Annotated in this window: 18 protein-coding genes and 1 tRNA gene; 4 read left to right on the top strand and 15 right to left on the bottom strand. The window is 60.4% G+C overall.

Annotation, left to right across the window (positions count from 1 at the left end; translation table 11 throughout):
• Positions 1–4: 4 nt before the first annotated feature.
• From AC56LN_RS02005 to AC56LN_RS01960, 10 genes are all read right to left on the bottom strand, one after another.
• Positions 5–979 carry an AAA family ATPase gene (locus AC56LN_RS02005; RefSeq protein WP_499569678.1) on the bottom strand — a complete coding sequence of 325 codons (975 nt, stop codon included), beginning with the start codon at positions 977–979 and terminating at the stop codon, positions 5–7.
• A 290-nt stretch (positions 980–1269) separates the two neighbouring features.
• Positions 1270–1716 (bottom strand): site-specific integrase, encoded by a 447-nt coding sequence (locus AC56LN_RS02000; RefSeq protein WP_499570768.1) that lies wholly within the window; start codon positions 1714–1716, stop codon positions 1270–1272.
• A gap of 518 nt (positions 1717–2234) precedes the next feature.
• Positions 2235–2313, bottom strand: a tRNA-Ile gene (locus AC56LN_RS01995).
• 114 nt (positions 2314–2427) lie between these two features.
• A complete protein-coding gene (gene rpoD / locus AC56LN_RS01990; RefSeq protein ID WP_499569677.1) occupies positions 2428–4683 on the bottom strand; it encodes an RNA polymerase sigma factor RpoD in 2256 nt (751 codons plus the stop codon).
• 226 nt (positions 4684–4909) lie between these two features.
• Positions 4910–6706, bottom strand: coding sequence for a DNA primase (gene dnaG / locus AC56LN_RS01985; protein WP_499569676.1), 1797 nt, complete (start codon positions 6704–6706; stop codon positions 4910–4912).
• 121 nt (positions 6707–6827) lie between these two features.
• Complete coding sequence (locus tag AC56LN_RS01980) at positions 6828–7277, bottom strand: GatB/YqeY domain-containing protein (protein ID WP_183556374.1); 450 nt, start codon at positions 7275–7277, stop codon at positions 6828–6830.
• A gap of 127 nt (positions 7278–7404) precedes the next feature.
• Positions 7405–7617 carry a 30S ribosomal protein S21 gene (gene rpsU, locus AC56LN_RS01975; protein ID WP_005665410.1) on the bottom strand — a complete coding sequence of 71 codons (213 nt, stop codon included), beginning with the start codon at positions 7615–7617 and terminating at the stop codon, positions 7405–7407.
• 95 nt (positions 7618–7712) lie between these two features.
• Positions 7713–8930, bottom strand: a complete 1218-nt coding sequence (locus AC56LN_RS01970; protein ID WP_499569675.1) for a BaiN/RdsA family NAD(P)/FAD-dependent oxidoreductase — start codon at positions 8928–8930, stop codon at positions 7713–7715.
• Positions 8931–8988: 58 nt separating this feature from the next.
• Positions 8989–9969: a DNA-binding protein YbiB gene (ybiB, locus tag AC56LN_RS01965; protein WP_499569674.1), complete on the bottom strand. Its 981-nt coding sequence runs from the start codon at positions 9967–9969 to the stop codon at positions 8989–8991.
• 66 nt (positions 9970–10035) lie between these two features.
• The gene (locus tag AC56LN_RS01960) at positions 10036–10734 is read right to left on the bottom strand and encodes a hypothetical protein (RefSeq protein WP_499569673.1); all 699 of its coding nucleotides are present in this window, start codon (positions 10732–10734) and stop codon (positions 10036–10038) included.
• Positions 10735–10971: 237 nt separating this feature from the next.
• Between AC56LN_RS01960 and AC56LN_RS01955 the strand changes: the two genes are divergently transcribed.
• The 3 genes from AC56LN_RS01955 (at position 10972) to AC56LN_RS01945 (ending at position 14144) form a co-directional block, all read left to right on the top strand.
• Positions 10972–12033 carry a 3-deoxy-7-phosphoheptulonate synthase gene (locus AC56LN_RS01955; protein ID WP_499569672.1) on the top strand — a complete coding sequence of 354 codons (1062 nt, stop codon included), beginning with the start codon at positions 10972–10974 and terminating at the stop codon, positions 12031–12033.
• A gap of 90 nt (positions 12034–12123) precedes the next feature.
• Positions 12124–13164 carry a tRNA (adenosine(37)-N6)-threonylcarbamoyltransferase complex transferase subunit TsaD gene (gene tsaD / locus AC56LN_RS01950; protein WP_499455522.1) on the top strand — a complete coding sequence of 347 codons (1041 nt, stop codon included), beginning with the start codon at positions 12124–12126 and terminating at the stop codon, positions 13162–13164.
• Between the two features lie 134 nt (positions 13165–13298).
• Positions 13299–14144, top strand: a complete 846-nt coding sequence (locus tag AC56LN_RS01945; RefSeq protein ID WP_482900081.1) for an endonuclease/exonuclease/phosphatase family protein — start codon at positions 13299–13301, stop codon at positions 14142–14144.
• On the opposite strand, the gene AC56LN_RS01940 is transcribed toward AC56LN_RS01945, so the two are convergent.
• The 3 genes from AC56LN_RS01940 to AC56LN_RS01930 form a co-directional block, all read right to left on the bottom strand.
• The gene (locus AC56LN_RS01940; RefSeq protein ID WP_499569671.1) at positions 14141–14809 is read right to left on the bottom strand and encodes a DsbA family oxidoreductase; all 669 of its coding nucleotides are present in this window, start codon (positions 14807–14809) and stop codon (positions 14141–14143) included. The genes AC56LN_RS01945 and AC56LN_RS01940 overlap by 4 nt on opposite strands.
• Positions 14810–14898: 89 nt before the next feature.
• Complete coding sequence (gene plsY, locus AC56LN_RS01935; protein ID WP_499569670.1) at positions 14899–15522, bottom strand: glycerol-3-phosphate 1-O-acyltransferase PlsY; 624 nt, start codon at positions 15520–15522, stop codon at positions 14899–14901.
• A gap of 89 nt (positions 15523–15611) precedes the next feature.
• Positions 15612–16103 carry an aminoacyl-tRNA deacylase gene (locus AC56LN_RS01930; protein WP_499569669.1) on the bottom strand — a complete coding sequence of 164 codons (492 nt, stop codon included), beginning with the start codon at positions 16101–16103 and terminating at the stop codon, positions 15612–15614.
• A 38-nt stretch (positions 16104–16141) separates the two neighbouring features.
• Between AC56LN_RS01930 and AC56LN_RS01925 the strand changes: the two genes are divergently transcribed.
• Positions 16142–17086 carry an endonuclease/exonuclease/phosphatase family protein gene (locus AC56LN_RS01925; RefSeq protein ID WP_482900085.1) on the top strand — a complete coding sequence of 315 codons (945 nt, stop codon included), beginning with the start codon at positions 16142–16144 and terminating at the stop codon, positions 17084–17086.
• Positions 17087–17097: 11 nt separating this feature from the next.
• On the opposite strand, the gene AC56LN_RS01920 is transcribed toward AC56LN_RS01925, so the two are convergent.
• The gene (locus tag AC56LN_RS01920) at positions 17098–19209 is read right to left on the bottom strand and encodes a putative bifunctional diguanylate cyclase/phosphodiesterase (RefSeq protein WP_499569668.1); all 2112 of its coding nucleotides are present in this window, start codon (positions 19207–19209) and stop codon (positions 17098–17100) included.
• A 206-nt stretch (positions 19210–19415) separates the two neighbouring features.
• Positions 19416–19613 (bottom strand): hypothetical protein, encoded by a 198-nt coding sequence (locus AC56LN_RS01915; protein WP_499569667.1) that lies wholly within the window; start codon positions 19611–19613, stop codon positions 19416–19418.
• Positions 19614–19626: the final 13 nt, after the last annotated feature.

Here is a 19626-nt window from a genome sequence, read left to right as displayed (position 1 = left end):
TACATTAGGCGACTCTTGCTCGCCTTCGTTTCTCATCGGATAGGGCGGCTTTGAAATCGACAGCGCTCACCTCTCTCGCACCTCGAATAATAGACGATTTTATTGCCATTACGCAAACCCTCTCAATTTCAGCATAGCTAAATCCCTTGAACGCCATCGAATGCTTCGTTGGATCAAATGTGCATTTAACATTCTTGAGCTGCGATACTAGAAATCGTTCAACCAGTGCTGGTGTAGGCCGATCGAACCATAGCACCTCATCAAAACGTCTCCAAATAGCGGGGTCCAGTGAACTATCAAGGTTTGTTGCAGCTACTAGAAATCCCTTGCTCTTTAATCGATCAATGAAAAGTAACAGTGAGTTAACTACGCGCCTGAGCTCACTGTGTTCACTACTGTCCTCTCGTGAGCGGGCAAGTGCGTCAAATTCATCTAGAAAGAGGACGCAAGGACGCTTAGAAGCGAACTCGAAGATTTTACGAATGTTAGTCGCCGTCTCACCTAAATACGAAGAGATCAGTCGATCTAATTTGACGATATATAAAGGAAGGCCAAGCTCGGCAGCGAAGATCTCAGCAAAGAGTGTCTTGCCGCACCCAGGGGGACCGCAAAGCAACACTTTCGATCTTACAGGCAGACCCTTTAGTCGAATTTGGTCCCCATGGCGGAACTCCTTCAAGAGTCCGACTAAAACCCGTTCATTGTCGCTAGAGAGGGTAATTGCTCTGTGAGAGATGTTAGGTTCAATACGTTCAACGAAATCCCGTGCAGGGTCGGTGACGTTAGGCAAAACAGACATCCCGGCGATCCCAACTTCCACCGTCGAAGAGGCTTGCTCAAGCGTTTTACGCAACGACTTCGCGAGGAGCGAATTCTTCTTGTTCTCTTCCTCCAGAATTATCTGCTCGGCTACGGATCGGAATTCGTCATTCCGACCATAGCTTGCAAATAACTTCCTCATCAACTCGCCGCGCGCCATAACTCATCTCATCACTTAGTAGGTTCGCATGGCGAACAACTTGTCTACTGACCAGCGTATTCTAACAGGCAACCGGGCTGAATCAGCATTTGAATGAGGCTAAAGACTCTGGGCACTGAGTCGTTGCTAACGTCAGGAACATTCATGCTAGATGTTCTGACTTTATCGGATTCGTTCATGCAGTGAAGAACTTAACTTGCACACAGACGTTACCAATTGCCTAATTTTTGAGCATGGCCATAAGTTACTGTTGTACCAATTCGTTGCCCAGCAGATGATTGGCAATGAACTTAGCGCTGCCACTTTCCGGATGGGGTTCGGCGTAAGCCAAGAGCGCGGCTATGGAATCGTAATCCAACTATCCCTGCCCGCTGCGTGGCCCGTTTAAAGGCATTAGAGATGGTATATGAGGCAGAGGCAGCAAATACGGTATCGCCTGCTTTTTCGATGCTGTTTAGGATTGCTAGGGCTCGGAATGATAGCGGCACGATCCTACGCTCGCCGTTCTTCGTATCAGGCAGAAGAGCTATTCTCTTGTCGAAGTTGATGTTGTCCCATCGAAGAGATAGAAGCTCGTCTGCACGCATTGCTGTCTCAACCGCCAATAGGATGAGTGACGACAGCACAGTTCCCTCCGTAACCGCCAACAAGGCATTCAGCTCTCCTTCTTCTAGGCGGCGCTCTCTTCCTCTCGATGGTCGTGGTCTTTTGATCTCGGCTAGCGGGTTCGCTAGCAAGGTGAAACCCCACTCAAGCTTAGCGCACTTGTATACCGCAGAAAGCAAGGACAGCTCAATTCTAATAGATGTGTTTACCTTCCCTGCTTTGGCTCGCTGATCACAGTAGGGGGCAATTTCTGCTGGTTTGATGGATGCGGCATCTCGACTCGCCAATGGATGTTTGAGCCAGGAATTGATGCGGACACTTCCTGCTTGCCTTTTCTGCAAGGGTGAGACTGAGGCCAAGTCGCGCTGAAAGAGCGTAGAGAGAAGAACCGTCTCACGTCCAAGCGCCTCACCTCGCTCAAGTTTGAGTTCGGTGTTCTTCGCCCATGTTTGCGCGTCCTTGAGCAGACTGAAAGACTTACAGACCGTAGGATGGTCTTTCCTACAGATGCGTACGTGCCACTTATCGCCACGCTAGCCGATTGATGCCATTTGATTCCCCCTTGAGCATACGTTGAGCAGGAGGGAAAGGCAGAGAGATAGGAAGGTGATCAAAGTCACCTAACCCTTTGAATACACAACAAAAATATTGGTAGGCCTCCCGTGAGTCGAACACGGCACCAACGGATTATGAGTCCGCTGCTCTAACCAAGCATGAGCTAGAGGCCCAGAAACTGGGATAGTGGCAAGCAACTCGCCACCTGCTCATCGATAGGAACGTGATGAGCGAAGTGGCGAGAGCATATTGCCTTTAGTACAGGGCCGTCAAGCCCGCATCAACAATCAGCTGTTGTTCTCGAGGAAGCTCTTGAGCTTGTCCGAGCGCGACGGGTGACGCAGTTTGCGCAGCGCCTTCGCTTCGATCTGGCGAATCCGCTCACGGGTGACGTCGAACTGCTTGCCGACCTCTTCCAGCGTGTGGTCGGTCGACATCTCGATGCCGAAGCGCATGCGCAGCACCTTGGCTTCGCGTGGCGTCAGCGAGTCCAGCACATCCTTGACCACGCCCCGCATCGACGCGTGCAACGCAGCATCCGATGGTGCCAGCGTGTTGTTGTCTTCGATAAAATCGCCCAGATGCGAATCGTCGTCGTCACCGATCGGCGTTTCCATGGAAATCGGCTCTTTCGCGATTTTCATGATCTTGCGAATTTTATCTTCCGGCATCTCCATCTTGATTGCGAGCGTGGCCGGGTCGGGCTCGGCACCGGTCTCTTGCAGGATCTGGCGCGAGATCCGGTTCATCTTGTTGATCGTTTCGATCATGTGAACCGGAATACGGATCGTGCGCGCCTGGTCCGCGATCGAACGGGTGATTGCCTGGCGGATCCACCACGTTGCGTAGGTCGAGAACTTGTAACCGCGGCGGTACTCGAACTTGTCCACGGCCTTCATCAGGCCGATATTGCCTTCCTGGATCAGGTCGAGGAATTGCAGGCCGCGGTTGGTGTACTTCTTGGCAATCGAAATCACCAGGCGCAGGTTGGCCTCGGTCATTTCGCGCTTGGCCTTGCGCGCCTTCATTTCACCAGCCGCCATCTGGCGGTTGATGTTGCGCAGGTCAGGCAGCGGCAGCACGACGCGCGCTTGCAGGTCGATCAGGCGTTGCTGCAGTTCCTTGATCGTCGGGATATTACGGCCCAGGATCGCGCTGTAGGCGTGGCCGGCGTTGACTTCGCCATCCACCCATTCCAGATTGGTTTCGTTGCCCGGGAAGACCTTGATGAAGTGGGCGCGCGGCATGCCGCAGCGGTTCACGGCCACGTCGAGGATCTGCTTTTCGATGTGGCGCACTTCGTCGACCTGGCCGCGCAGCGTGTCGCACAGCTTTTCCACGACCTTGGCCGTGAAGCGGATGCCCAGCAGTTCGTTGGAGATCGCGTCCTGCGCCTTGACGTAGGCTTTCGAGTTGTAGCCGTCCTTTTCGAACGCCTTGCGCATCTTGTCGAATTGCTGGGCGATCTCGGCGAATTTGCCCAGGGCAGTCACTTTCAGCGCTTCGAGCTGTTCGGCCGAGTAGCCGGCGGCGCCCGAGTTGCTTGGCGCCTCTTCTTCTTCCTCTTCGCCTTCGGCGTCGTCTTCGTCGTCTTCGTCGTCGTCCGAGTCGCTGGCGGCGGGCGCGGCAACTTGCGGCGTATTGTCTTCGCCTTCCTGGTCGACCAGGCCGTCGACGATTTCGTCGATCTTGATTTCGTCGCTGTCGATCTTGGCGGCGGTGCCGATGATCTCGGCGATCGTCACCGGGCAGGCCGAGATGGCCTGGATCATGTCCTTCAGACCGTCTTCGATGCGCTTGGCGATCTCGATTTCGCCTTCGCGCGTGAGCAGCTCGACCGAGCCCATCTCGCGCATGTACATGCGGACCGGGTCGGTGGTGCGGCCGAAATCGGAGTCGACCGTCGACAGCGCAGCTTCGGCAGCCGCTTCGGCTTCATCGTCGCTGGTGGCGTTGGGGACATTGTCGGACAGCAGCAGCGTCTCGGCATCGGGCGCGTGTTCGTAGACCGCGATACCCATGTCGTTGAACGTGCCGATGATGCCCTCGATCGCTTCCGGATCGACGATGTTTTCGGGCAGGTGGTCGTTGATCTCGGCGTACGTGAGGAAGCCGCGCTCCTTGCCCGACTTGATCAGGGCCTTGAGCTTGCTGCGGCGCAGCTCGAGTTCTTCTTCGCTGGCCTCTGTATCGGACGAGAACGCATCCTTGAGCAGTGCCTTCTCTTTGGCCTTGCGGTCCTTGGCCTTGGCCTTGTCCGCAGCCTTGAGTTCGGCGCGCTCGACCGCATTCAGCGCGGCGATCTCGTCGTTTTCAGGAGTGAATTCTTTTGGCTTGCGACCGCGCCGGCCCGGCACTTTGACAGAAGGCAAGACGTAGCCCGACGTGTCGATGGCGGCAAGCGTGGCCGCATCGGTCGTCTGGTTGACAGGTGCCGAGGTCGCCGTACGCACCTCCGCCTTGTCTTGCACATTGTCGGCCTTGGCGGCAGACGTTCTCGTGGTCGTGGCAGCCACGTTGGTTTCGGGTTTCTTGGTTGGCACAGGCGCTTTCGATGTCACAACGACTAACTTTACGATGGTTAAGAATAAAGTTTTGTTACCTTCATCATCCTGCAGGCACAAATCCATGCCCCGCTAACTAATACTCCACGCACGCAATTGAACCAAGAAGTGTTTCAACAGTTGCAATAGTTAGCGTTTTATTATAGCACGCACCCTTTCTTTTTCCAGTCGTGAACGCCTTGGCCCACGGGGAGAAAGCCAGTGTTCATCGGGGTGCCATCGCCGCAGTGGCTTCACGTTCCAGAAGGTCCAGCTGGGCAGTAATCTCGCGATAGCGAGTACTGACCTGATCTGGGGTCAAGCCGGCAGAAAACAACTGGTTCAATTCTTCGCGTAACGAATCCATCTTGATCTGGCGTACCGAACTGAGCAGGACGATGCGGTCGCCGTCGACCTCATTTTCAGGTTCGGCGGCAATTTCGGCAATCATGCCATCATACTCGTTAGTGACTTCATGCAACTGTTGTGACAGTGCGGCAAACGTGCCGTGTGGGCCCAAGGCCTGCGCGGTGTCGATCAGATGCCGCAGGCGATCCGCGCCCTCTTCGCCAAAATAGTCGAAGGCGCTCAGCGCGACCTCGTCGAGTTCCAGCGCCAGGTGCGGATGCGCGACCAGGATGCGCAGCATCTTGCGCTCCAGGCCAACCGGCTCGGGCCGGCCCTGGCGCGGCGGCGCCCGGCGCGCGGTGGCTACCGGCTTAGACAACTCGAACAGGCTTTCGATCTCCGCCGGCGTCGACTGGGTCATGCTGGCCAGGCCGCGCACGATCTGCAGGCGCAGGCTCGACGGCGTCATCGATTGCAGCAGCGGCTTGGCGTCGAACTGCGATTTGGCGCGGCCTTCGGGCGTATCGAGATCGTGCTCCTGCGTGACTTCGCGCAACAGGAATTGCGACAGCGGCATCGCATCGGCAATTTCTTGCTCGAAGGCTTCGGCGCCGCGCTCGCGCACGAAGCTGTCCGGGTCATGCTCTTGCGGCAGGAACAGGAACTTGATGGTCTTGTTGTCGCTTACTTGCGGCAGGCATGCTTCCAGTGCGCGGCGGGCGGCCTTGCGGCCGGCCTTGTCGCCGTCGAAGCTGAAGATCACGTCGTCGGTCTGGCGCAGCAGCTTTTGCACGTGGGTGCTGGTGCAGGCGGTGCCAAGCGTGGCCACCGCTTGCGGGAAGCCCAGCTGCGCCAGCGCGACAACGTCCATATAGCCTTCGGTCACCAGCACATAGCCGGCGTCGCGGATTGCCTGGCGCGCCTCGAACAGGCCATACAGTTCCAGGCCTTTCTGGAACAGCGGGGTTTCGGGCGAGTTCAGGTACTTCGGTTCGCCTCTGTCGAGCACGCGGCCTCCGAAGCCGATGACCTGGCCCTTAGTGTTGCGGATCGGGAACATCACGCGTTCACGGAAGCGGTCATAGCGTTTGTGGCGGTTGCCCTCTTCGTCGACCTTGTCGATCACGAGGCCCGACTCGACCAGCACATGCGCCTCGTACTCGGGGAACACCGCGCGCAGGCTGTCCCAGCCGGCCGGCGCGTAGCCCATGCCGAAGCGGGCGGCCACTTCGCCGGTCAGGCCACGGTTCTTCAGATACGCGATGGCGTCCGGCGCCTCGCGCAGCTGCGCGCGGTAAAACGCGCACGCCTGCGTCAGTGCATCGGTCAGCGCCAGCGACTGCGCCTGCTGCGCAGCGCGCTGGGCCGGCGGGATCTTGTCATCGACGTCGGGCACGATCATGCCGACGTTCTGGGCCAGGTCTTTCACCGCATCGACAAAGCCCATGCCCGAGTATTCGATCAAAAAGCCGATCGACGTCCCGTGCGCGCCACAGCCGAAGCAGTGATAGAACTGTTTCGTCGGGCTGACGGTAAAGCTGGGGGACTTTTCGTTGTGAAACGGGCACAGGCCCATGAAGTTCGCCCCGCCCTTCTTGAGCTGGACGTAGCGGCCCACGATATCGACAATGTCGACCCGGTTGAGCAAATCGGTGATGAAAGTTTGCGGAATCACTTGAGCTTACACAGTGTTTGTCTAGGGCCAGACTATACCGCAGCGCCTGCTGCAAATTGATATGCAACAAGTTGTCGTCCCTGCCCGAGGGTGGGCAGAAACGACGCGTTGCAGGTACCGCTTACGCGCCAGCCAGGGCTTTCTTGACCAGGCCGGAGACCACGGTCATGTCGGCGCGGCCAGCCAGTTTCGGCTTGAGCACGCCCATCAGCTTGCCCATGTCTTGCGGACCGGTCGCGCCGGTTTCGGCAACGGCAGCAGCGACTTCGGCAGCGATTTCTTCGTCCGACAGGCCGGCTGGCATGTACGCCGACAGGATGACCATCTCGGCCTTTTCGATGTCGGCCAGGTCAGGACGGTTGCCGGCCTCAAACTGGCTGATCGAATCCTTGCGCTGCTTGATCATCTTTTCGATCACGGCCAGCACCTGGGTATCGTCCAGCTGGGTCTGTTCGTCGAGTTCCTTGCGCTTGACTTCGGAAATGATCAGGCGCACCGCTGCCAGGCGGCCGGTTTCCTTGGCGCGCATGGCGCTTTTCATGTCTTCGGTCAGTTGTTCTTTTAAGCTCATGGGATCTCCGTATTCAAAAGGGTGAAACGACAAAACCCGCTGCGGCGAAACCGAAGCGGGTTTGCGGACTTCAGCGACTCGCCGGGACTGGCAATGCCGTCACCGGGTCTTGGCCGTCTGAACTGTCTTAGTACAGTTTCTTCGGCAGTTGCTGGCTGCGGATGCGCTTGTAGTGACGCTTCACTGCTGCTGCCAGCTTGCGCTTGCGTTCTGCGGTCGGTTTTTCGTAGAACTCGCGTGCGCGCAGTTCCGTCAACAGACCGGTCTTTTCGATGGTGCGTTTGAAGCGACGCATGGCGACTTCGAACGGCTCGTTTTCTTTAAGGCGGATAGTGGTCATGTAAAAATCAAACCGTTGGATTTAGGGAAGAACGAAATTCTAGCATCGTTTGCAGTCGAGTGGAAGCTTTAATCACGAAGTGGTGTTTTCAAACGTCAACTATTTACCACCGCCAGACCGGCCGCCACGCCCGATGCCCAGGCCCACTGGAAGTTGTAGCCGCCCAGCCAGCCGGTCACGTCGACCGTCTCGCCGATGAAGTACAGGCCGGGCACCTTGTTGACCATCATCGTCTGCTGCGACAGGCTTTTGGTGTCGACGCCGCCGAGCGTGACTTCGGCCTTGCGATACCCTTCCGAGCCGGTCGGGACGATGGCCCAGCGGTTGATCGCGTCGCCCAGCGCGCGCAGTTTTGCATCGGCCATGTCGGCCAGGCGCGCAGTCGCATCAAAGCCATTGGCCGCGAGCAAGCCTTCGGCCAGGCGCGCGGGCAACCACTGCGTCAGCACATTGCCCAGCTGTTTTTTCTCGGTTTTCTTCAGGCCGATCAGTGTGTCGGCCACATCCATATCGGGCAACAGGTTCAGCACAATCGGCGTGCCCGGTTGCCAGTAGCTGGAAATCTGCAGGATTGCCGGCCCCGACAGGCCGCGGTGCGTGAACAGCAAGTCTTCGCGGAAATGCCCTCCCCGTGCGCCCTTGCCTTTGCTGCTGCCGGTACTGACGTCGACCTCGAGTGCGATGCCCGCCAGCGGCACGAACGGTTCCCAGCTCGGGCCGTCGAAGGTCAGCGGCACCAGGCCGGGGCGGGTCTCGATCAGTGGCAGGTCGAACTGCGTGGCGATGCGATAGCCGAGATCGGTCGCGCCGATCTTCGGGATCGACAGGCCGCCCGTGGCAACCACGACACTACCCACCAGCAACTCGCCGGCATCGGTGTCGACGGCAAAGCCGTCATCGGTCTTGCGCACACCGGCCACCTTGCACGGCATGCGCCACTCGACGCCGCCCAGATCGCACTCGGCGCGCAGCATCGCGATGATCTGCTCGGCCGAATCGTTGCAGAACAATTGGCCGCGGTGCTTTTCGTGGTGGGCGATCCGGTATTTCTTGACCAGCGCCAGGAAGTCCTGCGCGGTATAGCGCGACAGCGCGCTGCGGCAGAAATGGGGATTGTTCGACAGGTAGTGCTGCGGTCCGGCATTGACGTTGGTGAAGTTGCAACGCCCACCGCCCGAGATGCGGATCTTTTCGGCCAGCTTGGCCGCGTGGTCAACCAGCACCACGCGCTTGCCGCCCTGCGCCGCGACGGCCGCGCACATCATCCCGGCCGCGCCCGCGCCGATTACCGCCACATCGAATTGATTTGCCATGCCTGCCACCACCTTTGCTCAACCCGCCATTGTATGCGAGTGGCGCACTGGCGAACAGCTAGTCGGCCGCTGGCAGACTGCGGGCGCGGATCTTGCGCGAGACCTCGACGCAGTACGCCACCTGCGTGGCAATCGATGGCGGCACCGGCACCTCGCCGCGCAGCGCGGCGCCGATCCAGGCGGCGGTGGTCACGGCATCGCGGCCGTCGGGCACGATCGCCAGGTCGTCGGTGGGCGCGTCGCGCTCGACCAGCAGCGCGCGCTGGCCCGCATGGAACCAGTCGATGCGCTGGGCGCGGTGCGGGTGGGCGACGGTTTCGCCCTCGGTGCCGCGCATCAGGAACGCGTCGCCACGGGTTTCGCTGTCGACGCCTTCGAAGTATTCGCCCAGCGTCGTCAGGTATTCAGGGTGCGTGTACGAGACCAGGCGCAGCGCCGGGCCATCGAACGGCTGCAGGACCTTGACGATGGTGTGGGTCGAATTGCGCACGCCCAGCACGCGGCGCAGCGCCAGCATGCGCGCCAGTTCCGGGGCCAGGTGCTCGATCGGCATGAAGGCCGCGCGGCCATGGACGAATTCATTGTGCACTTCGGCGCCGGTGGTTGCGTCAGTGACGCCCAGTTCGTGCAGGATTTCAGCCGTGGTGACGCGCCCCGGATCATTGCTCACGCCATGCACCAGCACCGGCACGCCTTCGCGCGCCAGCAGCAGCGCCAACAATGGCGTCAGGTTGGCCAGCTTGCGCGAACCGTTATAGGTGGGAATCGATACCGGTGCGAATTCGCCGCGCGGCGCGGGCAATGGCGTGAATGCGGCGCTCGCTGCATCCATGAAGCCGGCCAGTTCATCGACCGACTCGCCCTTGATGCGCATGGCAAGCAAAATGGCACCCAGTTCGAGGTCGGACACGCGGCCCTCGAGGATGGCCGCATACAGCCGGTGCGCGTCATCGCGCGTCATGCTGCGCGCCCCTTTCACGCCGCGGCCGATTTCCTTGATGAAGGGGGCAGCGACAAAGCGTTCGATATCGGTAGTCATGGCAAAAGGATACACGTGAAAGGGGCAATCCGAGCGCGAGCTTGACTAACGTGTTGCCGACCTCGACTAGGGAGAGCGCTCCTCGCGTTGCGTACTTAGTTCCTTACCGTCCAAGAGTATTGACCGGCTGCCAGTTTTCTCCAACATACCAACATATTTCTCCGATGCTGAAACAAGTATGCCTATCGAAACTTGCCTTCCCTCTTCGGTTACTTCAGTACAAGGGAAAAATTTTTCTCTCGAAAGCGATTCGCATCCTTTTGAAATCTTTGCCAAATAAGATTTGGCTTCACGCTTTGCCGCAGTCTGACCTAATATAACCGGCATCGTGAGGATTAGAGCAAAAAACAATGGAACGTAAAATGTTAGGATCGAACCTAGCAACGGAAAGAAAATTGTAAATGACACTTTCTTCAACAGCGGGCTACCGATGAACCTAGACTGGATGCTGGTAACCCATCGATGCTTTTCCAAAGCCACCACTATCAAACCAATAGCTGTGACAAACACCCATATGAAAACAATAACCAACGCTACTATGACATCCGAGAATATTGGCGGCAATATCGCAGATAATGTTGAGAAACAAGCATAAAACGCGTATATGAAATACTCAGTGGCCTCTTGTGGATAAAGTTCCGCGTTTAAACCCAATTCACTAAGTAAGCTTTGATGATATACCACCCCTACTAAGTAAGCAGTCCAAGTTAGCGCGGTAATAACTATCGTTCCATTAATGAATGCAAGAGAAGCAGTGGTAGGCAATTTCTTCTCTCTGACGTACTTCGAAGCCCGTTTTCGACTGAATATCATAGTCTTATGCAAAATATATAATTCCGAAAACCAATTCTTACATAATTTTGACGCCTCAAAAGCTAATTCAACTGGTAGTTGTAAAAAAGAAACTTTTGTGATTCACTTAGCGCAAAGGACATCTCATGTGCACATACAGCAATTTCCGCTTACACTGATCCATCCCCCAAAAGAAATATAGATCGCATCATGACCAGTACGCCACAAATCGAAAATACCAACGTCAGCTCGTTTGCCCGCATGCCAACGCCAGTCGAGCTGCATACCAGCCTGCCGCTGAACGAACGCGCCTATGCCACCGTGATGCAGGGCCGCGAAACGCTGCGCAATATCCTCGACCGCAAGGACAAGCGCCTGTTTGTCGTCGTGGGTCCGTGCTCGATCCATGATCCCGAAGCCGGCCTCGACTACGCGCGCCGCCTCAAGGCGCTGCAGGATGAAGTGAGCGAGACGATGGTGCTGGTGATGCGCGTGTATTTTGAAAAGCCACGCACGACCACCGGCTGGAAGGGCTATATCAATGACCCGTTCATGGACGATTCGTTCCGCGTCGAGGTCGGCATGGAACGTGCGCGCCAGTTCCTGCTCGATGTCTGCGAAATCGGCTTGCCGACCGCGACCGAAGCACTCGACCCGATCTCGCCGCAATACCTGGGCGACCTGATCGCCTGGACCGCCATCGGCGCGCGCACGACCGAATCGCAGACGCACCGGGAAATGTCGTCGGGCCTGTCGACGCCCGTGGGCTTCAAGAACGGCACCGATGGCGACGTCAGCATCGCGATCAATGCGGTGCTGTCGTCATCCAATCCGCACGCGTTCCTGGGCATCAATGGCCAGGGCTCGGTGTCGATCGTGCGCACCAGCGGCAATGCCTATGGCCACGTGGTGCTGCGCGGCGGCGGCGGCCGGCCGAACTACGATTCGGTCTCGGTGGCCATTGCCGAACAGGCGCTGACCAAGGCCAAGCTGCCGGCCAACCTGGTGGTCGACTGCTCGCACGCCAACAGCTACAAGAAGCCGGAGCTGCAACCGCTGGTCATGTCCGATGTCATCCAGCAGATCCGTCACGGCAACCAGTCGCTGGTGGGCGTGATGATCGAGTCGAACATCGTCAGCGGCAGCCAGTCGATTCCAGGTGACCTGTCGCAGCTGGTGTATGGCTGCTCGGTGACCGATGGCTGCATCGGCTGGGAAGAAACAGAAACCATGCTGCGTGAAGCGCACAAGGAATTGCTGCAGCGTCCGTAACAAACCGCGCAGCATCCGCAGGGTGGGCAGCGCCGCCATCCGCCCTGCGGTAGAATGCCCGGTTCCGCTCAATCCACCTGGCTTTCCCCCATGATCGTTCTCGGCGTCGAATCCTCCTGCGATGAAACCGGCTTTGCTCTGTATGACACCGAGCGCGGCCTGCTGTCCCACGCCCTGCATTCGCAGGTGGCGATGCACGAAGAATATGGCGGCGTGGTGCCCGAACTGGCCTCGCGCGACCATATCCGGCGCGCCATTCCGCTGCTGGACGAGGTGCTCAAGCGCGCCAATCTGCCGGCCTCGAACATCGACGCCATCGCTTACACGCAGGGCCCTGGCCTGGCCGGCGCGCTGCTGGTCGGCTCGTCGGTGGCGTGCAGCCTGGCGCTCGCGCTCGACAAGCCGGTGCTGGGCGTGCATCACCTCGAAGGCCACCTGCTCTCGCCGCTGCTCGCGTCGGAACGCCCGGACTTCCCGTTCATCGCCCTGCTCGTCTCGGGCGGTCACACGCAGCTGATGCGCGTCGATGGCGTGGGCAGCTACACGCTGCTGGGTGAAACGCTGGACGATGCTGCCGGCGAAGCCTTCGACAAGTCGGCGAAGCTGCTGGGCCTGGGCTATCCGGGTGGCCCGGCGATCTCGCAACTGGCCGAGCGTGGCGACCCGGCGGCCTACAAGCTGCCGCGGCCGATGTTGCACAGCAAGGACTTCAATTTCAGCTTTTCGGGCCTGAAGACGGCGGTGCTTACCGTCGTCAAGAACCACGACGTCAAGGTGATTGCGGATATCCCGGAACAGGACAAGGCCAATATCGCGCGCGGCTTTGTCGACGCGATTGTCGACGTGCTCACCGCCAAGTGCGTGAGCGCCATGAAGCACACGGGTTTGAACCGGCTGGTGATCGCCGGTGGCGTTGGCGCCAACAAGCAATTGCGCGCGTCGCTCAATGCGGCGGCCGCCAAGCGCAAGTTCAAGGTCTATTATCCGGAGCTGGAATTTTGCACCGACAATGGCGCGATGATCGCGTTTGCCGGTGCGATGCGTCTTGAGCGCAACCCGGCACTGGCGCAGCGCGATTACGCGTTCAATGTGCGTCCGCGCTGGCCGCTGGACGAGCTCGAAGCGGCCTGAAAACACAGCGGCGCCAACCTTCAAAAAGACTGCCGCCCGCATTGAACTTGCCTGTCTGACACTGATCCTACGGTGTGACCGTTGCCATTAAAACGGTGGCAATATCCGTCGATCAAGTTTTACGGAGGTGAACAATGCGCGTAGTCAGCTGGAATATACATTGGGGGTGTGGCAAGGACGGTCGGATCCGCATTCATGCGATGATCGACGTGCTGCGCCGGCTGAACCCTGATGTCATTTGCCTGCAAGAAGTCGCTGCCAATCACCCCGAGCTTGAAGGCAGCGCCAGCGCCAACCAGTTCAAGCAACTCGCCGGCGCCTTCGGCGGCTACCACGCAATGGAGCACGCGCCGAGCGAGATTTACCAGAACAATGTCCCGCGCCTGTTCGGCAACCTGATCCTGTCCAAGTACCGCATTTCGCAGGTGCACCGTCACCTGCTGCCGTGGCCGGCCGACCCGGAGCATGCGGCCGGCATGCCGCGCGGCCTGCTTGAAACGGTCGTCGAAGCGCCTGGCGGCAAGCTGCGCCTGCTCACGACGCATCTCGAATATTATTCGCCCGTCCAGCGCATGGCGCAGGTCAACCGCATCCGCGAACTGCATGCCGAGGCCAGCGCACGCGCGCTGCTGTTCCAGCCCGATCCGAACCTGGACGCGCCATACCAGCTGGGCTTTCGGCCCGGCTCGGCCATCCTGTGTGGTGATTTCAATTTCGCGCCCGATGCGCCGGATTACGCGGCGCTGCTGGCCGCGCCGGAAGGCAGTGCGCTGGCACTGGTCGATGCCTGGCGCGTGGTGCACGGCGACATGGCGCGCGCGCCGACCACCGGCTTGCACGGCTATCCGTGGCCCGAGCGGCCTGAATGCTACGATTATTTCTTCGTCACCGACGATCTGGCGCCGCGGCTGACTGCCCTTGACGTGCAGTCCGAAACCGCGGCATCGGACCACCAGCCGGTGGTCCTCGATCTGGTTTAAACGGCGGCGTCGACCGGCGCTTCCAGGCCCGGAATCTCACGCAGCGCGCGTTCGAAGACTTCCGGCAGCTGGCCACCGGAAATCAGGTGTTTCTGGTTGATGATCACGGCCGGTACCGACTTGATGCCGGCATTGAGGAAGAACTGCTCGCGCTCGCGCACTTCGTCCTTGTACTCGTCCGATGCGAGGATGCGCGCTGCCGTCTCGCGCTCCAGGCCCACGCTCTCGACCGCGCGCAGCAGCACGGCGTGGTTGCTCGGGTCTTCGCAGCGGGTGAAGTACGCTTCGAGCAACGCGACTTTCAGCTGGCGTTGCTTGCCTTCTTCTTCGGCCCACGACAGCAGGCGGTGCGCGTCGAAGGTGTTGTAGATGCGGCCGCGGCGCTCCATGTCGAACGTGAAGCCGACGGCGGCGCCGCGCTCGCGGATCATTTCGCGGCTGGCTGCCTGCTGCTCGAGGCTGGCACCATATTTTTCAGTGACATGCTCGACGATGTCCTGGCCTTCCGGCGGCATGTTCGGGTTCAGCTCGAACGGCTGGAAATGCAGGTCGACGCGCACGTCGTCGCCCACTTTCAACAGTGCCTGTTCGAGCGATTTGAGACCGACCGCGCACCATGGGCACGAGACGTCCGACACGAAATCAATCCTGAGTTGCTTGGTCACGGTGTAGTACCTTTCTGTCCGGCGCGGCGCGAATGTGCCGCTATTGCCGACCATGGTAACGCCTCCGTAAAAACCCCGCGCACGCTGCCCTATTTTGCTTTCCCGGCCCCGCCCGACTTGCTGCCGAGCTTGGATTCCTTGCCCGCGATCAGGTTGCCGATATTGCCGCTGTGACGCCACACCAGCAGTGCGCTCATGGCGATCACGGCCAGCAGGATCGCATCGGCGCCAAACAGCAGGCCGTAGTACAGCGGCGCGAACACGGCCGCCACCAGGGCTGCCAGCGACGAGTAGCGGAAGGCATAAGCGATGATCAGCCAGGTCGCCAGCGTTGCCAGGCCGAGCCATGGATTGATGCCGAGCAGCACACCGAGCGCGGTGGCCACGCCCTTGCCGCCAACGAAGCGGAAGAACACGGGCCACAGGTGGCCGATGAACACGGCGATGGCCACCAGCGCGATGCCGGTATCGTCCAGCCCGTAGTCGTAGCCATAGCGCACCGCCAGCCAGACGGCCAGCCAGCCCTTGGCCGCGTCGCCGACCAGCGTGGCAATTGCCGCCTTCTTGCTGCCGCTGCGCAGCACGTTGGTGGCACCGGGGTTTTTCGAGCCATACGTGCGCGGGTCGGACAGGCCGAATGCGCGGCTCATCACGACGGCAAAGGAAATCGAACCGAGCAGGTAGGCGGCAATCGTGGCAATCAGGGTGTTCATCGTGTCTCTTTCGTGGGCACCGGTATCGGGCTCATTCTTCTACCGGAAATTGGTGCGTGAATATACACCATCGGATGGGTGCGGCGAAGCTACTCGGCGATGGCGCATGCCACCGGCCGCGCCTGCAGCACATCGACCAGCACGCGCGGATCGATGCCCACCAGATAGCCGCGGCGCCCGCCGTTGATGTAGATTTTTTCGAGCTGCAGGACACTCTCTTCGACATACACCGGCAGCGCCTTGCGGATGCCGAACGGCGATGTTCCACCAACCAGATACCCTGAATGGCGCTGGGCCACATCCGGCTTGCATGGTTCGACCGACTTGCAGGGGATGGCGCGGGCCAGATTCTTGGTCGAGACCTTGCAGTCGCCGTGCATCAGCACGATCAATGGCCTGGCTGCTTCATCCTGCATGACCAGGGTCTTGATCACGTCATGTTCCGGCACGCCCAGCGCACTGGACGAGACCGACGTACCACCATGCTCCTGGTACGCATACGGATGCTCTGAAAACACGACGCCATGCTTGCGCAGGAATTGGGTGGCGGGGGTCTCGGAGACGTGCTCTTTCTTGGCCATGCGTGTTACGCTAAAGACGAACAATAGGGGTTTCTATTATGCAGGAAGAACTTCGGTTTGCCACCTTCAACACTTTCAATCTGGCACCGCCTGGCGCACGCCTGTACGACAATCTCGCCCCCACCACGGCCGACGAATACGAAGCCAAACTGGACTGGACGGCGCGCCAGCTCGACCTGATCAATGCCGACGTGATCGGCTTCCAGGAAATTTTTTCGCAGAGCGTGCTGGCGGAAGTCCTGCGGCGCACGCGGCGCTATCACGACGCGCACCATATCGGCTTCGATCCCGACCCGGGCGCGGCGCGCCTGACGCCCAGCGTGGCCCTGGTCTCGCGCCTGCCGCTGGCCGAGCCTGGCACCGAGCTGGGCACCTTCCCGGCCAATGTCACGATGCCCGCCGGCAGCCGCGACCCGGACCGCTTCACGCGCGCCCCGCTGCATGCGGGCGTGATTGCGCCGTCGGGCGTGGTGATCGACGTCGTCGTCGTGCACCTGAAATCGCGCCGCCCCGATTACCGCTCTAGTGACAGCGGGGCCGACCCGCACCTGTACGCGCTGGCATGCCTGCGCTCGCTGATCCGGCGCGGCACCGAGGCCACCGCGCTGCGCGTGCTGCTGACGGACATGGCGCACACCCACCGCCGCCCGCGCATCGTGCTGGGCGACTTCAACGACGTGGCCGATTCGGTGACGACCGAAATCGTGCTGGGCGCCGGTACGCCGCTGAGCGAACGCCTGTACGACGCGAGCCAGGTGCAGCGCCGGCTCGATCACCAGCGCCATGTGGGGTATTCAATTTTGCACGACACGCGGCATTCGACGATCGACCATATCCTGGTCTCGCCGGAATTCAATCCGGCATTGCCCGATGCAATCGGAGAAGTGATCGATGTCGTGTATCTGAACGATCACCTGAACCTGGCGTTGCCGGAATCGTCGGATCACGGGCAGGTTCTGGCCAGGATCCGGCTCTTCGGCTAACACCGCCAGGTTCACGGCCGATGCGGCGCCAGGTTCGGCCGTGTACTGGCCGCGCTGGCATAGAACCCCTGGTAATCGTCGCAACCATGGCGGCGCAAGAAGTCGAGCTGCCCGGCAGTCTCGACGCCCTCCCCCACCACCCGTAGCTGCAGGCTGCGCGCCACCGCAATGATGGCCGGCACCATGGCGGCATGCACGGGATCGTGCATCACGTCGCCCACGTAGCTGCGGTCGATTTTCAGTTTGGTGAGCGGGAAGCGCCGCAATGCTTCCAGGCTCGACAGGCCAGTACCAAACCGGTCGACATTCAACTGGACACCGCGTGCGCGCAGCGCCAGCGCCGTGGCGCGAAACGCCGGTTCGCCCCGGATCAGCGCGTCTTCGGCGATCTCGAGTTCGAGCGCCTCTGGCGGCAGGCCGGCGCTCTCGAGAGCGGCGTCGATTGCCGGCAGCAAACCGTCATGCGCCAGCTGGGCATCGGACAGATTGACCGCCACCGTGGCGGTCGCACCGGCATGGCGCCATGCGCGCGCACGGCGACACGCGGCGCGCAGCACCCATTCGCCGATCGGGACGATCAGCCCGGAATCTTCGGCCACCGGCAGGAATTCGTGCGGCAGCAACAGCCCCCGTTGCGGATGGCGCCAGCGCAGCAAGGCTTCGACCGATGTGACGCGCCCGGTTGCCACTTCAATTTCAGGCTGGTATTGCAGCATGAATTCCTTGCTGTCGAGCGCCTGGCGCAAGCGGTTTTCAAGCTCGACCCGCTCGATGACGTGGGCGTTCATGGCGGGATCGAAAAAGCGGAAGGCGCCGCGACCGTTCTGCTTGGCGTGGTACATCGCCACATCGGCATGGTGCAGCAGGGTTTCGACATCGGCGCCATCGTCGGGACACAGCGCGATGCCGACTGACGCCGACAGCATCACGTCCTGCCCGCCAATGTCGATGGGCTGCGCCACGGCTTGGGTGACCGCGACGGCCACGTGGGCTGCCTGGTCGGCGCCCTTGATGTCCGACAGCAGCACGACGAACTCGTCGCCGCCCAGGCGGCTGATGGTGTCGACCTGGCGCACGCAGGCGCATACCCGTGTGGCCACTTCACGCAGCACCACATCGCCGGCCTGGTGGCCGTAGGTATCGTTGATGGCCTTGAACTTGTCGAGGTCGAGAAACATGACGGCGCAGCGGTTGCCCTGGCGCCGCCAGGTGGCCAGCGCCTGGTGCAGCCGGTCGAGGAACAGCATCCGGTTGGGCAGGCCCGTGAGCGCGTCGTGCTCGGCCTGGTGGCGCACCTGCTCCTCGATACGCTTGCGCTCGCTGATATCGGACAGCATCGCCATATAGCTCGACACGTCGCCATGCGCATCGCGAATCGCCGTGAGCGTGACGCGGACCGGATAGCGCTGGCCATTGCTGCGCGCGCTGGCCAGTTCGCCTTCCCAGTGGTCGGTGCCGTCGAGCTCGGCCCAGATGCGCTCGTAGAAGCCGTCGTCGACACCCCAGCCGAGGCTGGCAAGCGTGTGGCCGATGATCTGCTCGGGCGCATGGCCGGTGATGCTGGTGAACGCGCCATTGACGGCGCGCACGCGGTACTGGGCATCCATCATGATGATGGCGTCGCGCGCATTCTGGAACACCTGCGCGGCCTGCGCGAGACTGGTTTCGGCCTCTTTGCGCGCCGTGATGTCGACTTCCATGCAGAAGATTTCTTCCATCACGTGGTCGTGCTTGACGGGGTAGTAGCAGGAATACACCCAGTGGCGGCGGCCGGTCGGCGACTGCACCAGCCAGTCGCTCGCCTGCGGCGCCTGGCCGGTACGCCAGATGGTGGCGATCACGTCGTCGAATTCGGTCTGGCGGCCGGGGTGGAACACCACGTCGCGAAACGCCCGGCCGACCGCGTCGATGGCGCGGATGCCGTAAAGTTCTTCGCTGGCGTGGTTCCAGAAGCGGATGATGCCGGCGCGGTCCATCGAGTGCACGGCAACCACCGGCGCCGCTTCGAGGGCGGTGACGAAATGGTAGAGCCAGCCAAAGGCCTGCGGGTTGCCCCCGGCCCAGTCGAACCCGGCCTGCCTGGCTGCCGCACGCTCCGGGGGGTCTGGCAATGGCTTGCTCATGGCAGCGCCTTTCGCTTGGGCAGTGACAGCAATCAGGAAGACAAGCCTGTCATTGGCATGCTGCGAGACACGCTTCGTTTGCGACGCGGCGCTGCGTGCTGGCAGCGAGGCAATTGCACCCACCCGTCAGGTCGGGCAGCCAGCTGCCCGCTTGTCGCATTCAGATGGCTCAGACTGCAATTACCGCGGTTAGTTCAATGATGAGATCAAGCGGGGCTGGCAGGCACGGCTGCCGGGGCCACGGCCTCGCTGTCGCTGTCGTTACTGCTGTCTTGCACGATGACATTGCCGTCGGCATCGAGATCATTCTTTGGTTCGAGCTTGCGCTTGGCCTTGTCGTCGGCCTTGCGCTTCTTGTCGAGTTCCCGTTGCCGTTTTTCGTATTGAAAATTATTCCGTGCCATAGTCACCTCGATA

This window comes from Telluria sp. ZT3P26 (assembly GCF_059686035.1).
This window is presented reverse-complemented; position numbering and strand designations above follow the sequence as displayed.

Bases quoted from the DNA above. Each gene is read 5' to 3' on its own strand.
- AC56LN_RS02005 (WP_499569678.1), bottom strand. From the start codon at position 979: ATGGCGCGCGGCGAGTTGATGAGGAAGTTATTTGCAAGCTATGGTCGG.
- AC56LN_RS01980 (WP_183556374.1), bottom strand. From the start codon at position 7,277: ATGAGCTTAAAAGAACAACTGACCGAAGACATGAAAAGCGCCATGCGC.
- rpsU (WP_005665410.1), bottom strand. From the start codon at position 7,617: ATGACCACTATCCGCCTTAAAGAAAACGAGCCGTTCGAAGTCGCCATG.
- AC56LN_RS01970 (WP_499569675.1), bottom strand. From the start codon at position 8,930: ATGGCAAATCAATTCGATGTGGCGGTAATCGGCGCGGGCGCGGCCGGG.
- ybiB (WP_499569674.1), bottom strand. From the start codon at position 9,969: ATGACTACCGATATCGAACGCTTTGTCGCTGCCCCCTTCATCAAGGAA.
- AC56LN_RS01955 (WP_499569672.1), top strand. From the start codon at position 10,972: ATGACCAGTACGCCACAAATCGAAAATACCAACGTCAGCTCGTTTGCC.
- tsaD (WP_499455522.1), top strand. From the start codon at position 12,124: ATGATCGTTCTCGGCGTCGAATCCTCCTGCGATGAAACCGGCTTTGCT.
- AC56LN_RS01945 (WP_482900081.1), top strand. From the start codon at position 13,299: ATGCGCGTAGTCAGCTGGAATATACATTGGGGGTGTGGCAAGGACGGT.
- plsY (WP_499569670.1), bottom strand. From the start codon at position 15,522: ATGAACACCCTGATTGCCACGATTGCCGCCTACCTGCTCGGTTCGATT.
- AC56LN_RS01930 (WP_499569669.1), bottom strand. From the start codon at position 16,103: ATGGCCAAGAAAGAGCACGTCTCCGAGACCCCCGCCACCCAATTCCTG.
- AC56LN_RS01925 (WP_482900085.1), top strand. From the start codon at position 16,142: ATGCAGGAAGAACTTCGGTTTGCCACCTTCAACACTTTCAATCTGGCA.
- AC56LN_RS01920 (WP_499569668.1), bottom strand. From the start codon at position 19,209: ATGAGCAAGCCATTGCCAGACCCCCCGGAGCGTGCGGCAGCCAGGCAG.
- AC56LN_RS01915 (WP_499569667.1), bottom strand. From the start codon at position 19,613: ATGGCACGGAATAATTTTCAATACGAAAAACGGCAACGGGAACTCGAC.